The organism is Paraburkholderia sediminicola, from assembly GCF_046030555.1.
Classification (GTDB): Bacteria; Pseudomonadota; Gammaproteobacteria; order Burkholderiales; family Burkholderiaceae; genus Paraburkholderia; species Paraburkholderia sediminicola_E.
Map to the genome: position 1 here is coordinate 11,797 of NZ_JAQQCH010000028.1, position 21,636 is coordinate 33,432.

At 62.2% G+C, this 21,636-nt stretch carries 16 protein-coding genes; 9 read left to right on the top strand and 7 right to left on the bottom strand.

What is annotated here, in order from left to right; translation table 11 throughout:
* Window positions 1–25: 25 nt before the first annotated feature.
* The 5 genes from PQQ52_RS29385 to PQQ52_RS29405 all read left to right on the top strand — a co-directional run bounded on the left by PQQ52_RS29385 (window position 26) and on the right by PQQ52_RS29405 (window position 6,468).
* Window positions 26–1,687, top strand: coding sequence for an amidohydrolase (locus tag PQQ52_RS29385; protein WP_408219370.1), 1,662 nt, complete (start codon window positions 26–28; stop codon window positions 1,685–1,687).
* Window positions 1,680–2,645, top strand: coding sequence for a CobW family GTP-binding protein (locus tag PQQ52_RS29390; protein ID WP_408219373.1), 966 nt, complete (start codon window positions 1,680–1,682; stop codon window positions 2,643–2,645). The genes PQQ52_RS29385 and PQQ52_RS29390 overlap by 8 nt, the downstream gene beginning before the upstream one ends.
* A 314-nt stretch (window positions 2,646–2,959) precedes the next feature.
* Window positions 2,960–3,364, top strand: coding sequence for a nuclear transport factor 2 family protein (locus tag PQQ52_RS29395; RefSeq protein WP_325043974.1), 405 nt, complete (start codon window positions 2,960–2,962; stop codon window positions 3,362–3,364).
* Between the two features lie 19 nt (window positions 3,365–3,383).
* The gene (locus tag PQQ52_RS29400; RefSeq protein ID WP_408219376.1) at window positions 3,384–4,799 is read left to right on the top strand and encodes an NAD(P)/FAD-dependent oxidoreductase; all 1,416 of its coding nucleotides are present in this window, start codon (window positions 3,384–3,386) and stop codon (window positions 4,797–4,799) included.
* 241 nt (window positions 4,800–5,040) lie between these two features.
* Window positions 5,041–6,468, top strand: coding sequence for an amino acid permease (locus PQQ52_RS29405; RefSeq protein WP_408219378.1), 1,428 nt, complete (start codon window positions 5,041–5,043; stop codon window positions 6,466–6,468).
* Window positions 6,469–6,567: 99 nt separating this feature from the next.
* Here PQQ52_RS29405 and PQQ52_RS29410 read toward each other — a convergent pair whose 3' ends face one another.
* Window positions 6,568–7,419 (bottom strand): IclR family transcriptional regulator, encoded by an 852-nt coding sequence (locus tag PQQ52_RS29410; protein WP_408219381.1) that lies wholly within the window; start codon window positions 7,417–7,419, stop codon window positions 6,568–6,570.
* Between the two features lie 220 nt (window positions 7,420–7,639).
* On the opposite strand from PQQ52_RS29410, the gene PQQ52_RS29415 reads away from it, so the two are divergent.
* From PQQ52_RS29415 to PQQ52_RS29430, 4 genes are all read left to right on the top strand, one after another.
* Window positions 7,640–9,301: a GMC family oxidoreductase gene (locus PQQ52_RS29415; protein WP_408219383.1), complete on the top strand. Its 1,662-nt coding sequence runs from the start codon at window positions 7,640–7,642 to the stop codon at window positions 9,299–9,301.
* A gap of 184 nt (window positions 9,302–9,485) precedes the next feature.
* Window positions 9,486–10,790, top strand: a complete 1,305-nt coding sequence (locus PQQ52_RS29420; protein ID WP_408219385.1) for an MFS transporter — start codon at window positions 9,486–9,488, stop codon at window positions 10,788–10,790.
* A gap of 167 nt (window positions 10,791–10,957) precedes the next feature.
* Window positions 10,958–11,947, top strand: coding sequence for an AAA family ATPase (locus tag PQQ52_RS29425; protein WP_408219388.1), 990 nt, complete (start codon window positions 10,958–10,960; stop codon window positions 11,945–11,947).
* The gene (locus PQQ52_RS29430) at window positions 11,947–13,824 is read left to right on the top strand and encodes a cobaltochelatase CobT-related protein (RefSeq protein WP_408219391.1); all 1,878 of its coding nucleotides are present in this window, start codon (window positions 11,947–11,949) and stop codon (window positions 13,822–13,824) included. The genes PQQ52_RS29425 and PQQ52_RS29430 overlap by 1 nt, the downstream gene beginning before the upstream one ends.
* Before the next feature lie 106 nt (window positions 13,825–13,930).
* Here PQQ52_RS29430 and pta read toward each other — a convergent pair whose 3' ends face one another.
* The 6 genes from pta to tauA form a co-directional block, all read right to left on the bottom strand.
* Window positions 13,931–14,971, bottom strand: coding sequence for a phosphate acetyltransferase (pta, locus tag PQQ52_RS29435; RefSeq protein WP_408219393.1), 1,041 nt, complete (start codon window positions 14,969–14,971; stop codon window positions 13,931–13,933).
* 172 nt (window positions 14,972–15,143) lie between these two features.
* Window positions 15,144–16,946, bottom strand: a complete 1,803-nt coding sequence (gene xsc, locus PQQ52_RS29440) for a sulfoacetaldehyde acetyltransferase (RefSeq protein ID WP_408219396.1) — start codon at window positions 16,944–16,946, stop codon at window positions 15,144–15,146.
* A 171-nt stretch (window positions 16,947–17,117) separates the two neighbouring features.
* A complete protein-coding gene (gene phnY / locus PQQ52_RS29445) occupies window positions 17,118–18,575 on the bottom strand; it encodes a phosphonoacetaldehyde dehydrogenase (RefSeq protein WP_408219399.1) in 1,458 nt (485 codons plus the stop codon).
* A gap of 230 nt (window positions 18,576–18,805) precedes the next feature.
* Window positions 18,806–19,726 carry an ABC transporter permease subunit gene (locus tag PQQ52_RS29450; RefSeq protein WP_408219401.1) on the bottom strand — a complete coding sequence of 307 codons (921 nt, stop codon included), beginning with the start codon at window positions 19,724–19,726 and terminating at the stop codon, window positions 18,806–18,808.
* Window positions 19,719–20,534, bottom strand: coding sequence for a taurine ABC transporter ATP-binding protein (locus tag PQQ52_RS29455; protein ID WP_408219404.1), 816 nt, complete (start codon window positions 20,532–20,534; stop codon window positions 19,719–19,721). The genes PQQ52_RS29450 and PQQ52_RS29455 overlap by 8 nt, the downstream gene beginning before the upstream one ends.
* A 32-nt stretch (window positions 20,535–20,566) precedes the next feature.
* Window positions 20,567–21,625, bottom strand: a complete 1,059-nt coding sequence (gene tauA, locus PQQ52_RS29460) for a taurine ABC transporter substrate-binding protein (RefSeq protein WP_408219406.1) — start codon at window positions 21,623–21,625, stop codon at window positions 20,567–20,569.
* Window positions 21,626–21,636 lie beyond the last annotated feature (11 nt).

The window sequence follows — 21,636 nt, forward strand, 5'->3', positions numbered from 1 at the left end:
GTCCTACATCAAAGAAATCCTATTTATGAATTCGATTGAACGAGGTCCCATCACAGTCTTCGTCGCCAGAAAGATTCTGACGATGAATCCGGCCCAGCCATACGCCACGCATGTCGCCGTGCGAGACGGCAGAATTCTCTCCGTTGGCAATCTGGAGGAGGTCAGTCAGTGGGGCGAGGCCGAGATTGTCGACACGTTCCAGGACAAGGTGTTGATGCCGGGTCTCGTCGAAGGGCATTGCCATCTGATGGAAGGCGCCATGTGGGACGCCGTTTATCTCGGCTACTACGACCGGCGCGGTCCCGACGGCAAACTGTGGCGAGGCTTGAAAACGCTGGACGAGGTGATCGAGCGGCTCGGTGAAGCGCAACGCGCAATGACCGACGCGGCGGCGCCGCTGCTCGCATGGGGCTTCGATCCGATTTTCTTTGGCGCGAGCCGCCTGTCGGTCAGAGAACTCGATACCGTTTCCACGAGCCGCCCCATTGTCGTGCTACACGCCAGCGTGCATCTGATGAACGTCAACAGCGCGATGCTGGCGCTTGCCGGTATCGACGGCGACACGGACATCGACGGTATCGATAAGGATCAGGAGGGTCAGCCGACCGGCGAGCTGCAGGAATTCGCGGCGATGTTCCCGGTGTATCAGGTGATCGGCAGCCAGCTTTCCATCGCGGCGAGTGAAAAGAAAGAGGCGATCTGGAATTTCGGCAAGGTCGCACAACTCGCCGGCGTGACCACCGCGACGGATCTGGTCAACGATCTGTCGGCGCTGGGCAATCGCAACCTTCGCGAAGTCACTGCCGACCCGCAATATCCGGTGAGGATCGTGCCCGCGTTTGCTCCGCAGCGAAGCCCGGACAACGGTGTCGAAAAAGTGCTGTCGGCCATTCGCGACAGCACGGAGAAATTGACGTTCGGCCCGGTTAAGTTCATCGTCGATGGGTCGATTCAGGGCTTCACGGCGCGGTTGAAATGGCCGGGTTATGTCGGCGGGCAGCCGAACGGATTGTGGCTGATTCCACCCAGTCAGCTGGAAGAGGTGTTCACGCCGTTTCATCGTGCCGGGCTGCAACTCCATATTCATACCAATGGAGATGAGGCCACCGAGGTCGTATTGAACGCCATCGAGAAGATGCTCGACGCCTGTCCGCGCAGCGATCATCGTCATACGCTGCAGCACTGTCAGATGGCCGACGCGAGCCAATTGGCCCGCGCAGCGAAACTCGGCATGTGTATCAACTTTTTCTCCAACCATATCTACTACTGGGGCGACGCCCACTACGCGCAGACCATGGGCCCCGATCGGGCGAATCGCATGAACGCGGCGGGAACGGCGCGGCGTCTGGGTATTCCCTTTGCTTTTCATTCGGATGCGCCGATCACGCAGTTGAGCCCGTTGTTTACCGCCTGGTGCGCGGTGCAACGCCAGACCGCATCGGGACGCGTGCTGGGCGCGAGCGAGTGCATTCCTGTGGCCGACGCGTTGCGCGCGATCACGCTGGGTGCAGCCTATACGCTCAGGATGGACCATCTGATCGGCAGTATCGAGGTGGGTAAATTCGCGGACTTCGCGGTGCTGGCGGACGACCCGAGCGAGGTCCCTGCCGAGCAGTTGAAAGACGTCGAGGTGTGGGGCACGGTGCTGGGCGGTCGTGTGTTTCAGTCGCCGGCAAAAAATGAATGATGCTGCGGCCGCGAGCGCGCGGCCATCCATTCCGCTGGTCGTGCTCGGCGGCTATCTGGGCGCCGGCAAGACCACCTTGCTTAACCACGTGCTTTCGAATGCGGGGCAGCGCCGGGTGGCGGTGCTAGTCAACGATTTCGGCGATATCAATATCGACGCCGCGCTGATCCGCGAACGCACGGACGACGTCATCAATCTGGAGAACGGCTGCGTCTGCTGCTCGATCGGGGGCCGCCTCGTCGATGCGCTCGTGAAAATCAGCGCACGGCCTGAGCGTCCCGAGTTGTTGATCATCGAAGCCAGCGGTGTTTCCGATCCGGTGAAGATCGCGCAGATCGGGCTGCTTGACCGCGCATTCAGGCTGGTTGGGATCATCGTGGCCGTGGATACCGAGCAGATCGGCGCAACCCTGCTCGACCCGTACGTCGGCGATATTGTGCGCAGGCAGATCGCGGGCGCGACGGCTCTCGTGCTCACCAAGACAGACCTTGTGACTGAGCATGAAAAAGCGGTGGCGACAGCAGCGGTGTCGTCGCTCGCGGCCACGTCGATCCTGCTCGAATCGACAAACGGATCCATTCCGCTGGAGTTGATCTTCGATGCCAGTGTCGCGCCGCGCCCTCGCGCCGGTGGACTGGCTCTCGCGGCGACCGGGCGTCTCAATAGCCATCAGGAAATCTGCAGTTTTTCCTTTCGCTCGGACTTCCGCCTCGATAGGAAGAAACTCAGGGACGTGTTTCGCAGCCTGGCTGTTCCGCTATTACGAGCGAAGGGCATCGTCTGGCTCGACCAGGATGCTTCTCCGCAGGAACTTCATGTGGTCGGCGGCCGCATTCTGATTACACCTTTTGTGGGTCACGCCGCGGGTGAGTCGACGATCGTTCTGATCGGGCGTTTTACCGACGAAGACGAGCGCATCGTGAGGCGCTGCCTCGAAGGCACGCAAGCGCTGAACTAACGCCCCAGCTTCGCGTCAGCGAGCCACAATCATTGCGCCAGGCACGCCAGGCACGCCAGGCACGCCAGGCACGCCAGGCACGCAAAGTACGCAGCACACCTGGCACATCAATCCCATGAATCCCACCAACTGCCCGAATCCGAATCCACGGTGCCAGGCCAGTCAACCCACGTCTCCCCGACACACGCTGCACCAGGCGAAAGCAGCGCACTGGCCCTACCGTCGAGCGGACACGAAACTTACACTTTTCCCCAGGAGATCGCCGCTTAGGCAAGCTCACGAGTCTCACCCAATTAACCAAGCAGGAGACATGCATGGCCACAACAGAAACGTCCGCATCCAGGGTCACCGCGGATACGCTCGCCGCATTTTCCGCCGCGTTCAATCGTCACGATGCGAATGCGTTGATGGGCTTCATGACCGAAGACTGCGTGTTCGACGCCGCCGGCGGAAGTGAGGTCTACGGTGCGCGCTTCGTCGGTCGCGATGCAGTGCGTGCAGCGTTCGAAGCGGTCTTCAAGACTTTCCCGGATGCGCACTGGGGCAAGGGCCGTCACTACGTCATCGGCGAGCGCGGCGTGTCCGAATGGGTGTTCACGGGGACGCACGCGGAAGGCTGGCGCATTGAAGCCGAAGGCTGCGATCTCTTCGAGTTCCGCGATGGTCTGATCGCAGTCAAGCGCGCGTTCCGCAAAGAACGCCCGAAGCAGAACGTTTGACGCCGACGAGGAGCTTCACATGGAGCAAAGTGTCATCACACGGGTCGGCGAAGGTCTGTCTGCGGGGCGGGACAGCGCAACACAATATGACCCGAGATACGACCCGCTAGTCTCGCCGGGACCCGGGCACGGCAAGCAATACGCGCCTACCTATTGGGCCGCGACCGCCGGCACGCCGCCGCCTGACGATGGTCCAATCACGAAAGACATCGACGTGGACGTGGCGATCATCGGCGGCGGGTACACGGGACTCGCGACGGCGCTTTGTCTCGCGCGCGAACATGGCATCAAGGCCGTGGTGCTCGAGGCCAATAAAACCAGTTGGGGTTGCAGCAGCCGCAATGGCGGACAAGGGCAGAATGCATCGGGACGTCTGTCGCGTTCACAATGGATCGAACGTTGGGGCAAAGACGTCGCGTTGAAAATGCACGATGAGATCCAGGAAGGGTTCGACAACTTCAAGTCGCTGGTGGCCGAGATCGATTGCGATCCGCAGCCAGGCGGCCACTTCCTGATTGCGCACCGGCCGCGCATGATGGCTAAACTCGCCGCGGAAGCCAAAGTCTGGAAAGACGTTTTCGGTTATCCGTCCGAGCTCATCGACCAGGCCACGTTTCGCCGGGAGTACGTCAACGATAGTGAAGCAGCCGGCGCACTCCATGAACCCGAGGGTATCGGCATCCACGCGTTGAAACTCGCGTATGGCTATCTGCGGCTGGCGCGTGAAGCGGGTGCGCGCGTTCATCCGGCGAGTCCGGTGATCGGCTGGGAGACCATCAACGGCATTCATCATCTGCGCACGCCGGGTGGCATCGTGCGGGCCCGGTCCGTGGGTATCGCGACTGGCGCGTATACGGCGCCGGATCTCCATCCTTCGCTGACGAGCCGCGTCATGCCGATCCTGTCGAATTCGATGGTGACGCGGCCGCTCACGCAGCAGGAAATCGCCGCCTGCAATTTTCGAACGACGCAGGTGCTCACCGATACGCGCACCTTGCGTTTCTACTACCGCTTCCTGCCGGACAACCGGTTGCAGATCGGCAGCCGTAGCGCGATCACCGGAGCGGATGCGCCGAATCCCCGCCATTACGCGTTGCTCATCGAAGGAATGGGCCGCAAGTTCCCGGCGTTGCGCGGGGTCCAGATCGACTATTCATGGTGGGGCTGGGTGGATGTGAGCCACGACATGATGCCGCGCGTGTGTCAGCCGGATCCGAAACAATCGGTGTTTTATGCACTGGGCTACGGCGGCAACGGCGTGTCATATTCCCAGCAGGCCGGTCGCCGGCTCGCAGAACGGATCGCCGGGAAAGGGTCGAAACAGACACTGCCGATCTTCACGTCCCCGTTGCCCGGCCATCCGTTCGCACCGTTCCGTCGCATCGGACAACGGATGCTCTACCAGTTGTATTTCCGGCGCGACGAGAAACCTTGAGCGCGGACTGCGTGCCGCGTCACCCGCGGCACGTCATTCGCCAGCCGTTGTGCTTCACGCGCATGGCGTTGCGCAGCCAGACAGGTCTGCGCGTTAAATCATAAGAAAAGACACGATGCAGCGAGACGCGCAAGCGTCCTCGCTCGATCCGAATTGCCGGCGCTCAGGTTGCGGGAATGTGTGCAGCTTCGCACGCAGCCTCGTATGACCGGCGCCGGCATCAACAGGATGTGGAGGTGACATGCAAGTATCGAATCAAAATGAACTGAAGACCGGCCTCAAGGAGCGCCACATGACCATGATCGCGCTGGGCGGCGTGATCGGCGCGGGTCTGTTTGTCGGCAGTGGCGTGGTGGTCCAGCAGGCCGGCCCAGCAGCAGTCCTGTCGTTTCTGATTACAGGCGGCCTGATCGTGCTCGTCATGCGCATGCTCGGCGAAATGGCGTGTGCGATGCCTGCGGTGGGGTCGTTTTACGAATACGCGCGTCTTGCTTTTACCGGCAAGCGCGGCCCGGGCAAACTGGCCGGCTTTCTGACCGGATGGATGTACTGGTATTTCTGGGTCATCGTCGTGGCGGTCGAGGCGGTGGCCGGTGCGAAACTGGTTCAATTCTGGCTGCCGGATACGCCGGCGTGGGCGATCAGTCTTGTGCTGCTGGTGGTATTGACCGCGACCAACCTGATCTCGGTGGGCAGCTACGGCGAATTCGAATTCTGGTTTGCGTCCATCAAGGTCGCGGCGATCGTCGTGTTTCTGTTCCTCGGCGGTCTGTATGTGCTGGGCCTGTGGCCCGCGTCGATGCACACTACCTCCGTGATGCCCACGCTCCTCTCGCACGGCGGGCTGATGCCGAAGGGGATTGGACCGGTGTTGAGCGGCGCGGTCGCGGCGACAGGTTTTTACTTCGGCGCGGAGATCGTCACGATCGCAGCAGCCGAAGCCCATGAGCCGGTCAAGGCGGTCGCCAAAGCCACCAACTCGGTGATCACCCGTGTGCTGATTTTCTATGTCGGCTCGATCCTGCTCGTGGTGGCGCTGGTGCCTTGGGATTCACCGAAAATGGCGACGCCGTATGTGAGTGCACTCGACGCGATGGGTATTCCGGCCGCCGCGAACGTCATGAATGCGATCGTGTTGACGGCAGTGCTCTCCGCACTTAATTCCGGCCTCTATGCGGCTTCGCGGATGATGTTCGCGCTGACCCGTCACGGCGATGCGCCGGCTGCGCTCGCCAAGGTCAATCGCCGCGGTGTTCCGGTTCGCGCGATTCTGATCGGCACCTTGTTTGGTTATGTCTCGGTCGTCATGTCTTATGTATCGCCCGACACGGTGTTCGCATTCCTCGTCAATTCGTACGGCACGGTGGCGATTTTCGTCTACGTATTGATCGCCGTGTCGCAACTGAAGCTGCGCGCCCGACTCGAACGCGAGGCGCCGGAGATGCTGCGCGTGAGGATGTGGTGCTACCCGTATCTGACCTGTTTCGCGATCGTCGGCATGATCGGCATTCTGGTGGCCATGGCGTTCATACCGGATCAGCGCACGCCGCTGTGGCTCGGCGTGGTGAGTCTCGGCGTGTTGCTCGTGGCGTATGCATGGCGGGCCCGGAAACGCGGCTCAGCTTCAACTGAGCCGGAATTCGTGGAATATCGACCCCACACGCATTGAGGTCTGTCTTGCGCGGGTTGTGAGTAGTGCCGCAGGTGTCGCTCGCGATAATCGCTGCGCTGCAGCGACACATTACCGGCTCGCGCCGCAGCGGTCTTACTACTTGGACACGGCCACGGCGGAGGTAGCCGCCGTATTCGCCGCTGCGGGTTGCAGCAGCGGTCCGATGCGCACGGCGATCTCCTTGAGCTTCGGCACCGCTTTCAACAGATCCTCCAGACTGGAACGCGCCGTGGGCGAATGAACAGCCAGCGCCGCGAGCACACGGCCGTCTTCGACGTTGCGCACCGGCACCGCGACCGCCACCATCCCGCGCACGAACTCCTCGTTGTCGACGCCGATGCCACGCATGGCGAGGCGGTCGAGTTCCGCTTCGAGCAGATCGATGTCGGTCAGGGTGCGATACGTCATCGATTTGAGCGGCAGGCGCCGGATGACGAGTCCGCGCTCGGCTGACGTCATCTGCGACAGAAACAGCTTGCCGCTGGCGGTGCAATGCAGCGGGACGCGCGTGCCCGGTTGCATATGCAGACGCAAGGGTTCGCTTGTCTCGACACGTTCGACATACAGCACGGTATCGCCGTCGAGCACGGTGAGATTGCAGGTCTCGCCGAGCGCATCCACGAGTGTGCGCAGCAGCGAGCGGCACGCGCGCGTAAAGGTGCTGTTCGCCAGCGTGGTCAGGGCGAGCTGCGCGGCGCGTGGCCCGAGCGCAATGGCGCGATCGGCCCCGCGCGAGTCCGGCATATGCGTGACGTAACCGCGTGCTTCGAGCGACTCGATCAGGCGCATCAAGGTCGCCTTGGGAATCTGCAGACGTGAGGACAACTGGGAAAGCGAAGACGGTTGTCCGGCGGACGCAAGTTGTTCCAGCACGCTGAGCGCGCGCAGGACGCGGGTGTCGTCGGCGGGCTCGTGAGCAGGTGAGGGGAGGTGCGTGGTGTCTCTCATTGTCCTTCCCGAAGCGGATGACGGTGAATGCGGCCCGAACGGATCAGTGACAACCCGGATGAATGCGTGCGGACAGACTGAATAGTGAAACGAAAAAGTCGGTTTTCGTACCGGATTATTCAATCGTAACCGGATTCGCTTGAAGTCGAAACTCCCATCCAATAAATTGAGACGAATTGATCCGTTTTTAAAAAACAAAGGCATCAGCACGGAGACATCAATGGTACGGAGTTTCGACTACGTGGTCGTCGGCGCGGGATCGGCCGGCTGTGTACTGGCCAACCGCCTCTCGGAGAACGGCCGCTACTCGGTATGCCTGCTCGAAGCCGGGCCGCCCGACCGCTTTCTGTGGATCCATATTCCGATCGGTTACGGCAAGACCATGTTTCATCCGGTCTACAACTGGGGGTTTTACACCGACCCGGATCCGAACATGCACGATCGCAAGCTCTACTGGCCGCGCGGGCGCACGTTGGGCGGTTGCAGTTCCATCAACGGGCTGATCTATATTCGCGGACAAAAAGAGGATTACGACCACTGGGCCGCGCTCGGCAATCGTGGCTGGAGCTGGAAGGAATGCTTACCTTACTTCCGCCGGCTCGAACATAACGAGCTCGGCGAGTCGCCGACACGTGGCGTGGGCGGCCCGTTGTGGGCCTCCACGATCAAGCAGCGCCACGAACTTGTGGATGCGTTCATCGCCGCGTCGAATCGCTTGGGCGTCCAAACGGTCGACGACTTCAATCAGGGCGATCAGGAAGGGGTCGGCTACTATCAGCTGACCACGCGGCGCGGCTGGCGTTGCTCGACGGCCGTGGCTTACCTCAAACCCGCGCGTCGCCGTCCAAATCTGCAGATCGAAACCGACGCGCTGGCGTCGAAGATTCTCTTCGAAGGCACACGTGCTACGGGTATTCGCTATGTGCAGCATGGCAAGGTGCACGAAGTGCGTGCGCACCGTGAGGTGGTGCTGACGGCAGGCGCGCTGCAGTCGCCGCAATTGCTGCAGGCGTCGGGCGTCGGGCCGGCTAAATTGCTCAATGACCTGGGTATTCCGGTGGTCGCCAATCGAGCCGGCGTCGGCGAAAATCTGCAGGACCATTTGCAAGTGCGCCTGACTTATGAAGTAACGCGGCCGATCACAACGAACGACTTGCTGCACTCCTGGACGGGCCGCGCCAGGATGGGTCTGCAATGGGCGCTGTTTCGCGAAGGACCGCTTTCCGTCGGCATCAATCAGGGCGGCATGTTCTGCCGCGCATTGCCTGATGAGGCGAAAACGCCCGACATCCAGTTCCACTTCTCCACACTCTCGGCCGACACCGCGGGTGGCGATGTCCACGCGTTTCCAGGCTGCACCTATTCGATCTGCCAGTTGCGGCCGGAGTCGCGCGGAAGCGTGCGGATTCGCACGAGCGACATGCGCGACGCCCCGTCGATCCAGCCGAATTATCTGGCGACCGATCTTGACCGCCGCACGACGGTCGCGGGCGTGCGTTTCGCGCGCCGCGTCGCCGCCATGGAGCCGATGGCATCGTTGATGAAGCGTGAAGTGCGTCCCGGCCGGGAAGCGCAAAGCGACGACGAATTGCTCGACTTTTGCCGCGAGTATGGCCAGACGATTTTTCATCCGTCCGGCACGGCGAAGATGGGTGTTGCGAGCGATCCGGGCGCGGTGGTCGACGAACGATTGCGCGTGTATGGCACGCAAGGATTGCGAGTGGTCGATTGCTCGATCATGCCGACCCTCGTTTCCGGCAATACCAATGTACCGATTGTGATGGTCGCGGAAAAGGCGTCCAGCATGATCCTCGAGGACGCCCGCGCCGGTGACCAGCCAGTTGGGCAAGTGCAATCGCGCAGCATGGAAGCGCAGTATTGACGTAGAAGCGGACGTAGAAGTAACCGCAAGAAGTACAACGAACGCTATCTGACTCGCTGCATTCGAGGTCGACATAAAGCAGCCTGCAGGTAACGATATTCGCGCCCCCAGGAGGAGACAGGCAGGGGGCTCAAAAGTGCTGCGTTGCCGCGACGGCACGCGGCCATCCATTGGAGGAGGCGCTATGGCAATCGATAAGCGGGTGATCCGCCGCGTTGCATTCGCGAGCGTGATTGGAGCGACGGTCGAATGGTATGACTTTTTTCTGTACGGCGTCGTCGCGGGCATTGTGTTCAACAAGCTTTACTTTCCCGCTCACGATCCGCTCGTCTCGACGATGCTGGCCTACGGCACGTTCGCCGTCGGCTTCGTGACGCGGCCGCTCGGCGGTGTGATTTTCGGTCACTTCGGCGACAAGATCGGACGCAAATCCGCGTTGATCTGCACGCTCGTCATCATGGGGATTTCGACGGCGGGCGTCGCCTTCGTGCCGACCTTCAATCAGATCGGCATCTGGGCGCCGATTCTGCTGCTCGCCTTGCGTGTTTTGCAAGGCATCGGGCTCGGTGGTGAATGGGGCGGCGCGGTGCTGATGGCCTATGAATATGCGCCGCCGAACCGGCGCGGTCTGTACGCAAGTTTGCCGCAGATCGGTTTGTCGATTGGCTTGTGCCTCGCGTCGGGGATCGTCGCGGGCATTTCCCGGCTGTTGCCGGAAGCGGCGTTCCTCTCGTGGGGCTGGCGAGTCGCGTTTGCCGCTTCGGTGCTGCTGGTGGTGCTCGGCCTCTACATCCGCGTCAAGGTGATGGAGACGCCCGAGTTCCTCGCGCTCAAGCGTAACCGCCGCGCCGTGAAAATCCCGTTCGTCGACATGCTCACGCGCTATCGCAGTTCGGTGCTGCTCGGCATGGGCGCGCGCTGGATCGACGGGGTGTTTTTCAACATCTTCGCGGTGTTCATGATCGGCTACCTTACCCAGCGTCTTTCGATGAGCCGCACGGAAGCCCTCACCGGTGTGATGATCGCGGCGATGGTGATGTGCTTTTTCATTCCTTTCTTCGGCAGGATGTCGGACCTGATGGGACGCGCGCGCGTGTATCGCTGGGGCTCGCTGATCTGCGGCGCCTCGGTGCTGCCGGCGTTCTGGCTGATGGAGACTCAGGCCGGCAATACCTTGGCCGTCTGGCTCGGCGTGGTGATTCCGTTCGGCATCTTCTACGCCATGGTCTACGGTCCGGAAGCCGCGCTTTTCGCCGAGCTGTTCGATCCGGAGGTGCGTTATACCGGCATCTCGTTCGTGTATCAGTTCTCGGGCATCTTCGCGAGCGGCCTCACGCCGATCATCGCGACCGCGCTGCTGCGACTGGATGGCGGCAAGCCCTGGTACGTGTGCGGCTACGTGATTTTGTCGGCGCTGCTCTCGGCATGGTCGGCGCGCGCGATGGAGCGGCGTGCGAAACCCTTCGATGAAATGGCGACCGTGCGTTGACGACACGGCCCGCCGGGGGCGATGCGGACCAAAGCGGACTAAAGCGGTCGAAGCGCCGCTCGAGGTGCGAGATTCTGTTTATAATAAAAAATGGAACAAATCGTACCAAAAAACCAAATTCCCTGGCGGCGCCGAATGAATATCCCCAGAGCGGGGAGGAGAGTGAAGTGACTGATATCGTGACTTGCAAACCCGACACAATGGTCGCGGTACGAACCGTGTTTGGCATCGATTCCAGCCTGATGGTGCCCGCGTTCAGCGAGCGTGACGACCACGTACCGGAGATCGACGAGGTCTACCGTTTCAATCCCGAGGTGACGCTGGCGATTCTGGCCGGCTTCAGCCGTGACCGCCGGGTGATGGTGCAGGGCTTGCACGGGACCGGCAAGTCGACGCATATCGAACAGGTGGCGGCGCGTCTCAACTGGCCGTGCGTGCGCGTCAATCTCGACGGCCATATCAGCCGCCTCGACCTGGTCGGCAAAGACGCGATCGTGGTGCGCGACGATCTGCAGGTCACCGAGTTTCAGGAAGGGATCGTGCCATGGGCGTTGCAGCGCCCCGTTGCGCTGATCTTCGACGAATACGATGCGGGGCGTCCGGATGTGATGTTCGTGATCCAGCGCATTCTTGAGCGCGACGGCAAGTTCACTCTGCTCGACCAGAATCGCGTGATTCATCCGCATCCGTACTTTCGTATGTTCGCCACCACCAATACGGTCGGGCTGGGCAATCTGAACGGTTTGTATCACGGCACGCAGGTGCTGAATCACGCGCAGATGGACCGCTGGAACGTGGTGGCCACGCTCAACTATCTGCCGCGCGCGGAGGAGGCCGGCATCGTGCTGGCGCGCGTGCCGGAACTCGCTGACGAGGCCGGACGCGCGCTGATCGAATCGATGGTGAGCGTGGCGGAACTCACGCGCAAGGGCTTCGCCAGTGGCGACCTGTCGACGCTGATGTCGCCGCGCACGGTGATCAACTGGGCGGAGAACTGCCAGATCTTCCACGATCCCGCGATGGCGTTTCGCCTGACCTTTTTGAACAAGTGTGATGAGGCTGAGCGGTCGATCGTGGCGGAGTATTTTCAGCGTTGCTTCGGCACTGAACTCGAGCCCGACGCCAACGCTGAAGGCCACGCAGCGAGCACCCGTTGATGAAGTCGGACACGCAGGCGGCCTTGCCGCAATCGGACTCGGGCGACGCGGCACTGCGCCAGGCGGCCCAAAACGAGGCGCCCTTGCGGCAAGCGGGTCCGAGCCAGGTGCCCCCGAGCCAGGCGGCTCACGAACAGCCAACCGAGCGGCAAGCGACCCTCCGCGCGGAACATCGCGAGGCGCTCTGCGCGGCGACCGTGCGTGCCCTCACCGGCGACGCCGCCTTGCACTACCGCGACGGCCGTTTGTGCCGCGACCTGCGGCCTTTGCCCTTGCACGCGCCGCATCTGCGCACCGACCCGCAGCAAGACGACTTCGCGTCCCTGCGCGGCGCCGCCGACGGCGCGGCCTTGCGACTCGTGCACTCCGACACGGCCTTGCACAGTAGCCTATGTCCCACCGATCCCGTCGAGCGCCTGGTGTTCGAACTGCTCGAACAGCTACGGTGCGAAACGCGGACGCCGCCCGGCATGCCAGGCCTTGTGCAGAATCTGCGCGAGCGTTTCGAGGCCTGGTCGCGGGCCTTCCATCACGCAGGGCTCGCTGAGGACCATCTCGGCATTTTGTTATTCACGGTGGCGCAGATTGCGTGGTCGCGTCTGACCGGCTGGCCTGTGCTCGAACAGATCGAAGGCTTGATCGAAGCTACGCGTGCGGCCATCGTGCCGGCCCTGGGCGTATCGTTGGCGGGTTTGCGCCGGCATCGGGCCGAGCAGGGCGCGTTCGCTGTCCATGCGCTGGCGCTGGCGCGGTGGGTGGCAGAGATGATCCGTGCCGCCCGTGCGGACGCGCTGGACGACGCGCAAGACCACCCGGAGGAGAGCGACGACAAAGCTCCGCGCACGGCGTTCTCGCTCTGGTTCGATGTCGAGGACGACGAATACAAGGACATGGCCGTTGCGCTCAGCGGCAGAAGCCGCGTGCTCGAAGCATCGGAGCAGGGCTATCGTGCGTACACCACGCGCTATGACCGCGAGCTTGTGGCCGGTACGCTGATCCGCAAGGCGTTACTCAGCGAGTTTCGCGAACGGCTCGACGAGCGCGTCGCCGCGCAGGGCATCAACGTGGCGCGGCTCGCGCACGCGCTGAAGGCGGCGCTGGCGATACGCCAACGCGATGGCTGGTCGTTCGGTGAAGAGCATGGCCGTATCGACGGCCGACGTCTCGCGCAACTGGTCAGCTCTCCCGCTGAACGACGCCTGTTCCGCCTGGAACGAAACACGCTCATTGCCGACTGCGTGGTCGGCTTCCTGATCGACTGCTCGGGCTCGATGAAAGCGCATATCGAGCCGGTGGCGATCATGGTGGACATCCTCACCCGCGCGCTCGATCAGGCCGGCGTGACCACCGAGGTCCTGGGCTTTACCACCGGCGCCTGGAACGGCGGCCGGCCACGGCTCGACTGGCTGGCGCAGGGGCGGCCTCATCATCCGGGCCGGCTCAACGAACTGTCTCACCTGGTGTTCAAGGACGCCGACCGGAGCTGGCGACGCGCCCGCGCCGACATTGCCGCGCTCTTCAAGGCAGATCTGTTTCGTGAGGGCGTGGATGGCGAAGCGGTCGACTGGGCCTGCGCGCGTCTGGTCGCCCGTCCTGAGGCGAGACGGATTCTGATCGTGATTTCGGATGGCAGCCCGATGGATAGCGCGACGGGCCAGGCCAACGACGCTTTCTACCTCGACAACCATCTCAAGAGCGTTGTAGCGCGCCATGAAGCCTCGCGCGACGTGGAGGTGCTGGGCTTGGGTGTCGGACTCGATCTCAGTCCGTATTACCGCCGCTGTCTCGCCGTGGACCTTTCCGTGCCGCCTGACATGAAGCTATTTGCGGAGATTGTCGGTTGGATGGGTGCGCGTGGGCGGCCTGGCAAAGGATAGTGGGGATAGCGGGCTTACGGCGTCACATTCGCGGCGTTGCATCGACGGCTTCACGTGGATATTGCGGCGCCTGTCAATGCGAGTGGGACCGGGATCTTCCCAGTGGTCATGATGCGTCGTGCGGGATGGCGTGCGCGGTCGCCGGCTCAGCAGCGGTTTGTGCCTGCACGGCCGTCACCGCGATCACGTAGTAGATGTCGTCGGCACTGCAGCCGCGCGAAAGATCGTTGGCCGGCTTTTTCAGGCCTTGCAGCAAGGGGCCGATCGCCTTCGCATCGCCGATCCGCTCAGCCAGTTTGTAGCCGATATTGCCGGCCTCCAGACTGGGGAAAATCAGCACGTTGGCATGCCCCTGCACCTGTGAATGATCGATTTTGCGCAGGGCGATTTCGGAGACGAGTGCCGCGTCAAGTTGCACGTCGCCGTCGATCGCCAGATGCGGGCGCGCGGCTCTCACCTGGCGCGTCGCTTCCACGACCTTGTCGACTGCCGCATGCCGGGCGCTGCCGCTGGTCGAGAATGACAGCATGGCCACGCGCGGCTCCTCCATCAGCAGGCTTTGTGCGCTGTCGGCCGCGGCCATCGCAATCTGGGCTAATTCACCGGCATCGGGGTCCACCACCAGTCCGCAGTCGGAGAAAATCAGGCCGCCTTTGAGCGTATGGAAGGGCTCGCACAGCATCATCAGAAAGAAGCTCGACACCAGTTTGAACGACGGATCGAGACCGATGATCTGGATCGCCGTGCGGACCACGTCGGCGGTCGTGTGAACGGAACCGGCCACCGAGCCGTCGGCGTGGCCGAGCCGCACCATCAGGTTGGCAAAGCAGAGGGGTTTGAGGATTTCCTGCTTCGCTTCGTCAAACGTCATGCCTTTTTTGCCGCGCAGTGCGAAGAGTGCCTCGGCAAACGAAGGGCCGAGCGGCGAGGTCGCGGGATCCACTAACTCCATGCCGGACAGTTCGATGTTTTGTTCGGCAGCGGCTGCACGGATGCGCGCACTCGCACCCACCAGCACGATGCGGGCAATGCCCTCACGCGTGGCGCGTTGTGCCGCTTCCAGCATGCGGGGATCTTCCGCCTCGCAGAGCACGATGCGTCTCGGCGAAGTGCGGGCACGCTCGATGATGCGGTTGATGGCTTTCATGGCACTGGGCGGCGGTCACGGTTGAAGAACGGGAACAGCAAACGAAAAAGGCCGGAAACGAAAGAAACCAGAAACAAAGAAACCGGAAACGGCAGGGTAAATCCCGTTTCCGGCCTGCCGGACACGAGGCGATGTGTACCTCTCGTGCCCGGACCTTCAGACCACGGACGGGTCAGACATAGTCCTTGTACTTGTCGAGCAAACGCACAGGCTTGGCCAGCGCATCGCGACGGAACGGGTCGCCGAGTTCGCGGGTGCACATGATCTCGATGATCGTGGTCTTGCCGTGATTCATCTGCATATCGATCGCATGCTTGAGCGCGGGGCCGACGTCCTCGAGCCGGTCCACCGTGACACCTTCGGCGCCCATCGCGCGCGCGATGCCGGCAAAGCTCTGGTTATCGAGTTCACCGGCGACAAAGCGGCGGTTGTAGAAGTCGACCTGGTTCTTCTTCTCCGCGCCCCATTGCCGGTTGTGGAAGACCACGGCGGTGACCGGAATGTTGTGCCGCACGCAGGTCATGGTTTCCATCAGGCTCATGCCCCACGCGCCGTCGCCGGCGTAGGAGACAGCGGGGCGATGCGGTGCCGCAACCTTGGCGCCGATGATGGTTGGGAATGCGTAGCCGCAGTTGCCCCAGCTCATCGCGGCGAAGAAGCTGCGCGGCTTGGTAAAGCGCAGGTAGCTATTGGCCACGGAATTGATGTTGCCGATGTCGGTCGAGACCATCACGTCTTCTGGCATGGCCTTTTCGAGTTCGCGCAACACCTGGCGCGGGTGCAGATAATTGCCGCCGCCGGGCGTGCGCTCGTCTTTCTGCTCCTCGATCATGTCCATGCTGTAGGGGTCGCGCTCGTGGGTCCAGCCGTCGAGCTCTTTCTCCCATGCGGCCTTCTCGGCGGCGATCTGGCCGGCGCGCTCTTCACGCGAGGCGTCGCAAACGAGCGTGCGGCCGGCGAGGCGCTGCGTGAGTGCAACCGCAGCGGCCTTGGCGTCGCCGCAGATGCCCACGGAAATCTTCTTCACCAGACCGAGCATCTTGTGGTCGGCATCGATCTGGATGATTTTGGCGTTCTGCGGCCAGTAGTCCATGCCGTGCTGCGGCAGCATGCCGAACGGTCCCAGACGCGAACCGAGTGCAACCACGACGTCGGCGCGCTGGATCAGCTTCATCGCCGCCTTGGAGCCCTGATAGCCGAGCGGGCCGCACCACAGCGGGTGGTCGGCGGGGAAGGAGTCGTTATGCAGGTAGCTGTTGACGACCGGTGCGCCCAGCCGTTCGGCAAGCGCCTTGCACTCCTCGATCGCATCGGCCATGACCACGCCGCCGCCGGAGATGATGACGGGGAACTTGGCTTGAGCGAGCAGTTCGGCCGCTTCGTTCAGGCGTTGATCGCCGCCGGGGCCGCGGTCGAGGCGCTGCGGCTGAGGAATCTCGGCCTTGATCTGGCCGTAGAAGTAGTCGCGCGGAATGTTGAGCTGGGTCGGGCCCATCTCGGCCATTGCGCGGTCGAAGCAGCGGCCGGTGAATTCAGCCATGCGCGCGGGATGGGTGACGTGGCCCTGATACTTGGTGAACTCCTGGAACATGGGGAGCTGCTTCGCTTCCTGGAAACCGCCCAGGCCGATGCCCATGGTGCCCGCCTCGGGCGTGATCATGACCACGGGGCTGTGCGCCCAATAGGCCGCTGCGATGGCGGTCACGCAGTTGCTGATGCCGGGGCCGTTCTGGCCGATCACCACGCCGTGGCGGCCCGATACGCGGGCATAGCCGTCGGCCATGTGGCCGGCGCCCTGTTCATGCACCACGGGGATGAGGCGGATGCCGGCGGGCGCGAAGATGTCCATGGCGTCCATGAAGGCCGAGCCCATGATGCCGAACATGTCGGTCACGCCGTTCGCGGCAAGGGTTTCGACGAATGCTTCTGACGGGGTCATGGCCTGCGGGCCGCTGACGGGTGTGTGATCGCTCATGAGGGCTGTCTCCGATGTTTAGTGAAAATGGAACAAATCGTTCCGAAAAGTTGTTTTATAAAATGTAGAGCATGCACCTGAGGTGGTCAATAGGCGGCGCAAAATAAACGCTACAATTTGTCTCGAAAATTGATGAATGCGATGCTGAGTTGAATACGAGGGCGGCGCGGCTCAATCCCACGGCAGCGAATAGGTCTTCACGTTGGTGAAGCTTTTCATCGCTTCCTGGACGCCTTCCTTGTAGCCAAGCCCCGAATCCTTGATGCCGCCGAACGGCGTCAACTCGAGCCGGTAACCGGGTACCTCACGCACATTCACACTGCCCACCTGCAGTTCGGCGATAAAGCGCGTGATGTAGTCGAGGCGATTCGTGCAGACCGAAGACGAGAGTCCGTAGTCAGTCGAATTGGAAATCCGGATCGCGTCGTCGATATCGCGAAAGCGGATCACCGGCGATACGGGTCCGAAGGTTTCGTATTTGACGAGCGGCATGTCCGGGCTGACATGATCGAGAACCGTCGGCGAATACAGCGCACCGTCGCGATGATTGCCGAGCAGCAAGGTCGCGCCGCGGCTGACCGCATCGTTCACCTGCGCTTCGAAGAATTTCGCTGCGGCTTCGTCGATGACGGTGCCCATGTCGGTCGCCGGGTCGGCGGGATCGCCGTAACGGATAGCTCGGGTCTTCTCCACGAGCAGTTCGACGAAACGGTCGGCCACGGCCTCATGCACCAGGATTCGCTTGATCGCGGTACACCGCTGGCCGGAGTTCTTGTAGGAGCCGGAGACAGCGAGCGCGCTGGCTTCTTCCAGGTCGGCGTCTTCCATCACGATGATCGGATCGTTGCCGCCGAGTTCGAGCACCGCGCGCCGATAGCCCATCTTGCTGGCGATGGTTTTGCCGATCTGCACGCCGCCCGTGAAGGTGATCAGATCGACGTGCTCGTTCGTGATCAGTTCGTCGGCGATGTCTTTCGGGTCGCCGGTGATGACCTGCAGCATTTCTTGCGGCAGGCCGGCCGCGTAAAAGATATCCGCGAGCAGGTACGTGGACAGCGGCACCTTCTCAGACGGTTTGACGACGATGCCGTTGTTGGTCGCGATGGACGGCACGATCTTGTGCGCGACCTGATTCATCGGATGGTTGAACGGGGTGATCGCGGAGATGATACCGAGCAACGGATCACGCTGCGTGTAGACGCGGCGCTTCTTGCCGTGCGGTGTTAGATCGCAGGAAAACACCTGGCCATCGTCCTTCAGCGCTTCGCTGGCGCCGAATGTCATGACGTCGGCGACGCGGCCCGCTTCGTAGAGCGAATCCTTCTTGCACAGGCCGGACTCGGCGGTGATCAGGTCGGCAATTTCTTCAGTCCGCCGACGGACCATGTCCGCGGCGCGCAGCAGGATCTGTGAGCGCTCGTAGCGCGTCAGCCGTGCACGATACCGGTGTGCCCAGGCAAAGGCGTGCCGCACGTCGGCGAGTGTCGCCTTGGGCACCGTGCCCACCAGTTCGTTGGTATAGGGATTGAAGACTTCGATGATCTCCGCGCGCCGGACTTCTTCTCCGCCGATGCGCAGCGCTTCATGACGAACCTGCGGCGGCGACCAGACTTTCGCGATCGAATTCATGCTGCACTCCAGCGATAACGGATAGCTGAAGTATTGCGGAGGGCGCCGCCATCGGAGTAGTGCCAGCCGCCGCCAATCGCTGAGTCCACGCCGGCGTGGGGCGCTGGACGGTGCTGACGCTAATTCCGCGTCGCGTTTTGCGCCTCGAACCCTGACAACTGGCAGACATCTCGCACCATGCGGCAAAAGCGGCCGCTATCGGGCCGCGTTGAAACGATCGTGCTCGCTGATTACACCCGGCCTTTCCACGGCACCAGCACGCGCTCGAGGTGGCGCATCAACAGGTCAAAGCACAGGGCAAAGAAGCCGATGACGATAATGCCCATGATCACCACGTCGCTGGCGAGGAACTCCGCGGCGTTGAGTACCATAAAGCCGAGGCCACTCGTCGAGGCCACCATTTCCGCGGCGACCAGGGTTGTCCAGCCGACGCCGATTCCGATCCGCATGCCCGTAAAAATCTCCGGCAGCGCGGATTTCAGAATCACATACAACACCACTTGCGTGCGCGAGGCACCCATCGAATAGGCCGCATGAATCTGCTCGATCGACACGGAACGCACGCCGGATCGCGCGGCGATGGCGAGCGGCGCGAAGATGGCGAGGTAGATGAGAAAGACTTTGGAGAATTCACCAATGCCGAACCAGATGATGATGAGCGGCAAATAGGCGAGCGGCGGAAGCGGGCGATAGAACTCGATAGGCGGATCGAAGATGCCCCGCGCAAAACGCGATACACCCATCATCACGCCAATTGGAATCGCGGTCACGCAGGCGAGCGCGAAGGCGCCGAATACGCGTAGCAAGCTGATGCCGGTATGCTGCGCGAGCGTGGAATTGGCGAAGCCTTCCGTGGCGACATAGATGAACTTTGCGTACACCGCTTGCGGCGATGGCAGAAAGAGCGGCTTGATCCAGTGAAGATTGGTCGCGACAAACCACAGCCCGATGATCAGGCCGACCGTTACGAGGCTCGTGACGACACTGCTGCCCTGGCCGGGCACGCCGAACGTGTCGCCTGGTTTCGCGGGTTTCTTGGCGAGAATGCGTGGTCGTCGACCGGGTGTGCGCGGCGGCTCCATCGGCGTGTCGGATTCGAGCGAGGTCTGCTGGCCGTGCGCCAGGGCATGAGCCCGTTTTGAACTAAACATGTGTCACCTCGGCTTCGGCGCCGTGCATTTTCTCGTCGCCGTAAATGATGCTGAGCACGCGTTCGCGCATTTCGATGAAATCGGGACTCGATTTGATGGCGCGCGCGTCGCGCGTTTCGAGAAAGCGTCGATTGAAATCCAGCTCATAGGTGTGCGTGATGCGCCCGGGACGCGGCGACATCACGATCAGATGGCTGGCCAGAAAGAGCGCTTCCTCGACGCTGTGCGTGATGAAGAAGAACATCTTGCTGGTCTTCGTCCAGACGTCGAGCAGGAGTTCCTGAATGGTTTCGCGGGTCAGCGCGTCGAGCGCGGCCATCGGCTCGTCCATCAGCAGCATGGCGGGGTCGCAGGTCAGCGCGCGGGCGATGCCCACACGCTGCTGCATCCCGCCGGAGAGCTGATAGATCATGTGCTTGTGAAAGTCCTGCAAGCCGACCAGCTCAAGATTGCGCGCGGCGATCTCGCGCCGCCGCGCTTTCGGCACACCCTGAAGCTTCAGCCCGAACTCGGCGTTGTCGATCACGTTGAGCCACGGCAACAGGGCATGCTTCTGGAACACGACGCCACGGTCCGAACCCGGTCCCGCGATCGGTGTGCCGCCGAGCAGCAATTCGCCGCTGGTCGGCGCAATGAAGCCCGCCATGAGCGAGAGCAAGGTGGTCTTGCCACAACCCGACGCACCGAGCGCGACCACGAAGTCGCCCGAGTTGACCGTCAGATTGATGTTGTCGAGCGCGTGCACCGTCTGGCCCGGCTTGCGCCCTGGAAAGACCACGCTCACATTCTTGACTCTCATGCTTTCCATGCTGCCTCCTGATTCAACGGAGCCGGACTACGTCATTTGAGTTTCATTGCCGCTTCGGCATAAGCCGGGGTCACGAACTTCGAGTAATCGGGCAACACCGCGCTGATCTGTTTCTGATCCTTCAGAAAGTTGGCCGTGTCCTTCAGTGCGAAAGTCGCGCGGCCCGCACTGCCGCCGCCCAGCCATTGCGAGGAGGCCTGTTCCGGGAGCGTCGGGAACGCGTAAAGCGAGAGCGAGTCGGGTACGTCGGCCGGCGAGCCGCCGATCATCTTGGCGATGGCTGCGGCCTGCGGCGAGGTGCCATTCCACTGCGCCGTATTCTTGCGGTACTGATCGTCCGCATCGGCGATGGCTTTCACGAGTTTTGCCATGAAGTCCTTATGCGCCTCGCCCCATTGGCGATCGACGGCGATTCCGTCGAATGTCGGTTTGCCGAGCTTCGACAGGTCACCGGAGGTAATCAGGACCTTGCCGCTCTTCTTCAATTGCGCAAGCGCCGGGTCCCAGACGTAGGCGGCGTCGATGTCGCCGCGCTCCCATGCCGCGACCAGCTGGTTCGGCTGCATGTTGAGGATCTTCACCTCGGACGGATTGATGCCCCAATGCTGCAGCGCGAACATGGTGTGATAGTGCGTGGTCGACACGAACGGCACACCGATCGTCTTGCCCTTCAGATCAGCCGGTTTGGTGATGCCGGAGCCATTGCGTACCACCATGGCTTCGGCCTGGTTGATGTTGTCCAGAATCCAGAAGAGCTGCAGGTCGAGCCCCTGGCTGACCGCCGCTGCGAGCGGGCTCGAGCCGATCACGCCGACCTTCACGTCGCCCGAGGCCATGGCGGTCGCGACCTTCGCGCCGGATTCGAATTGTCGCCAGTTGATCTTGTAGCCCGTCTCTTTCTCGATGGAGCCGTTGGCGATCGCCACGACCCATGGGTCGACGATCTGCTGATAGGCTATCGTGACCTCCTTGTCCTGCGCGTAGCCGGGTTGCGCCACCATGCAGGCGAGCGCAGCGAATGCCGCCACTGTCACGCGGCGTGTCAAAGCGCCGAACCAGCGGGACAACTTCGGTTGTTTGTCGCTTTTCATTGTAGGTCTCC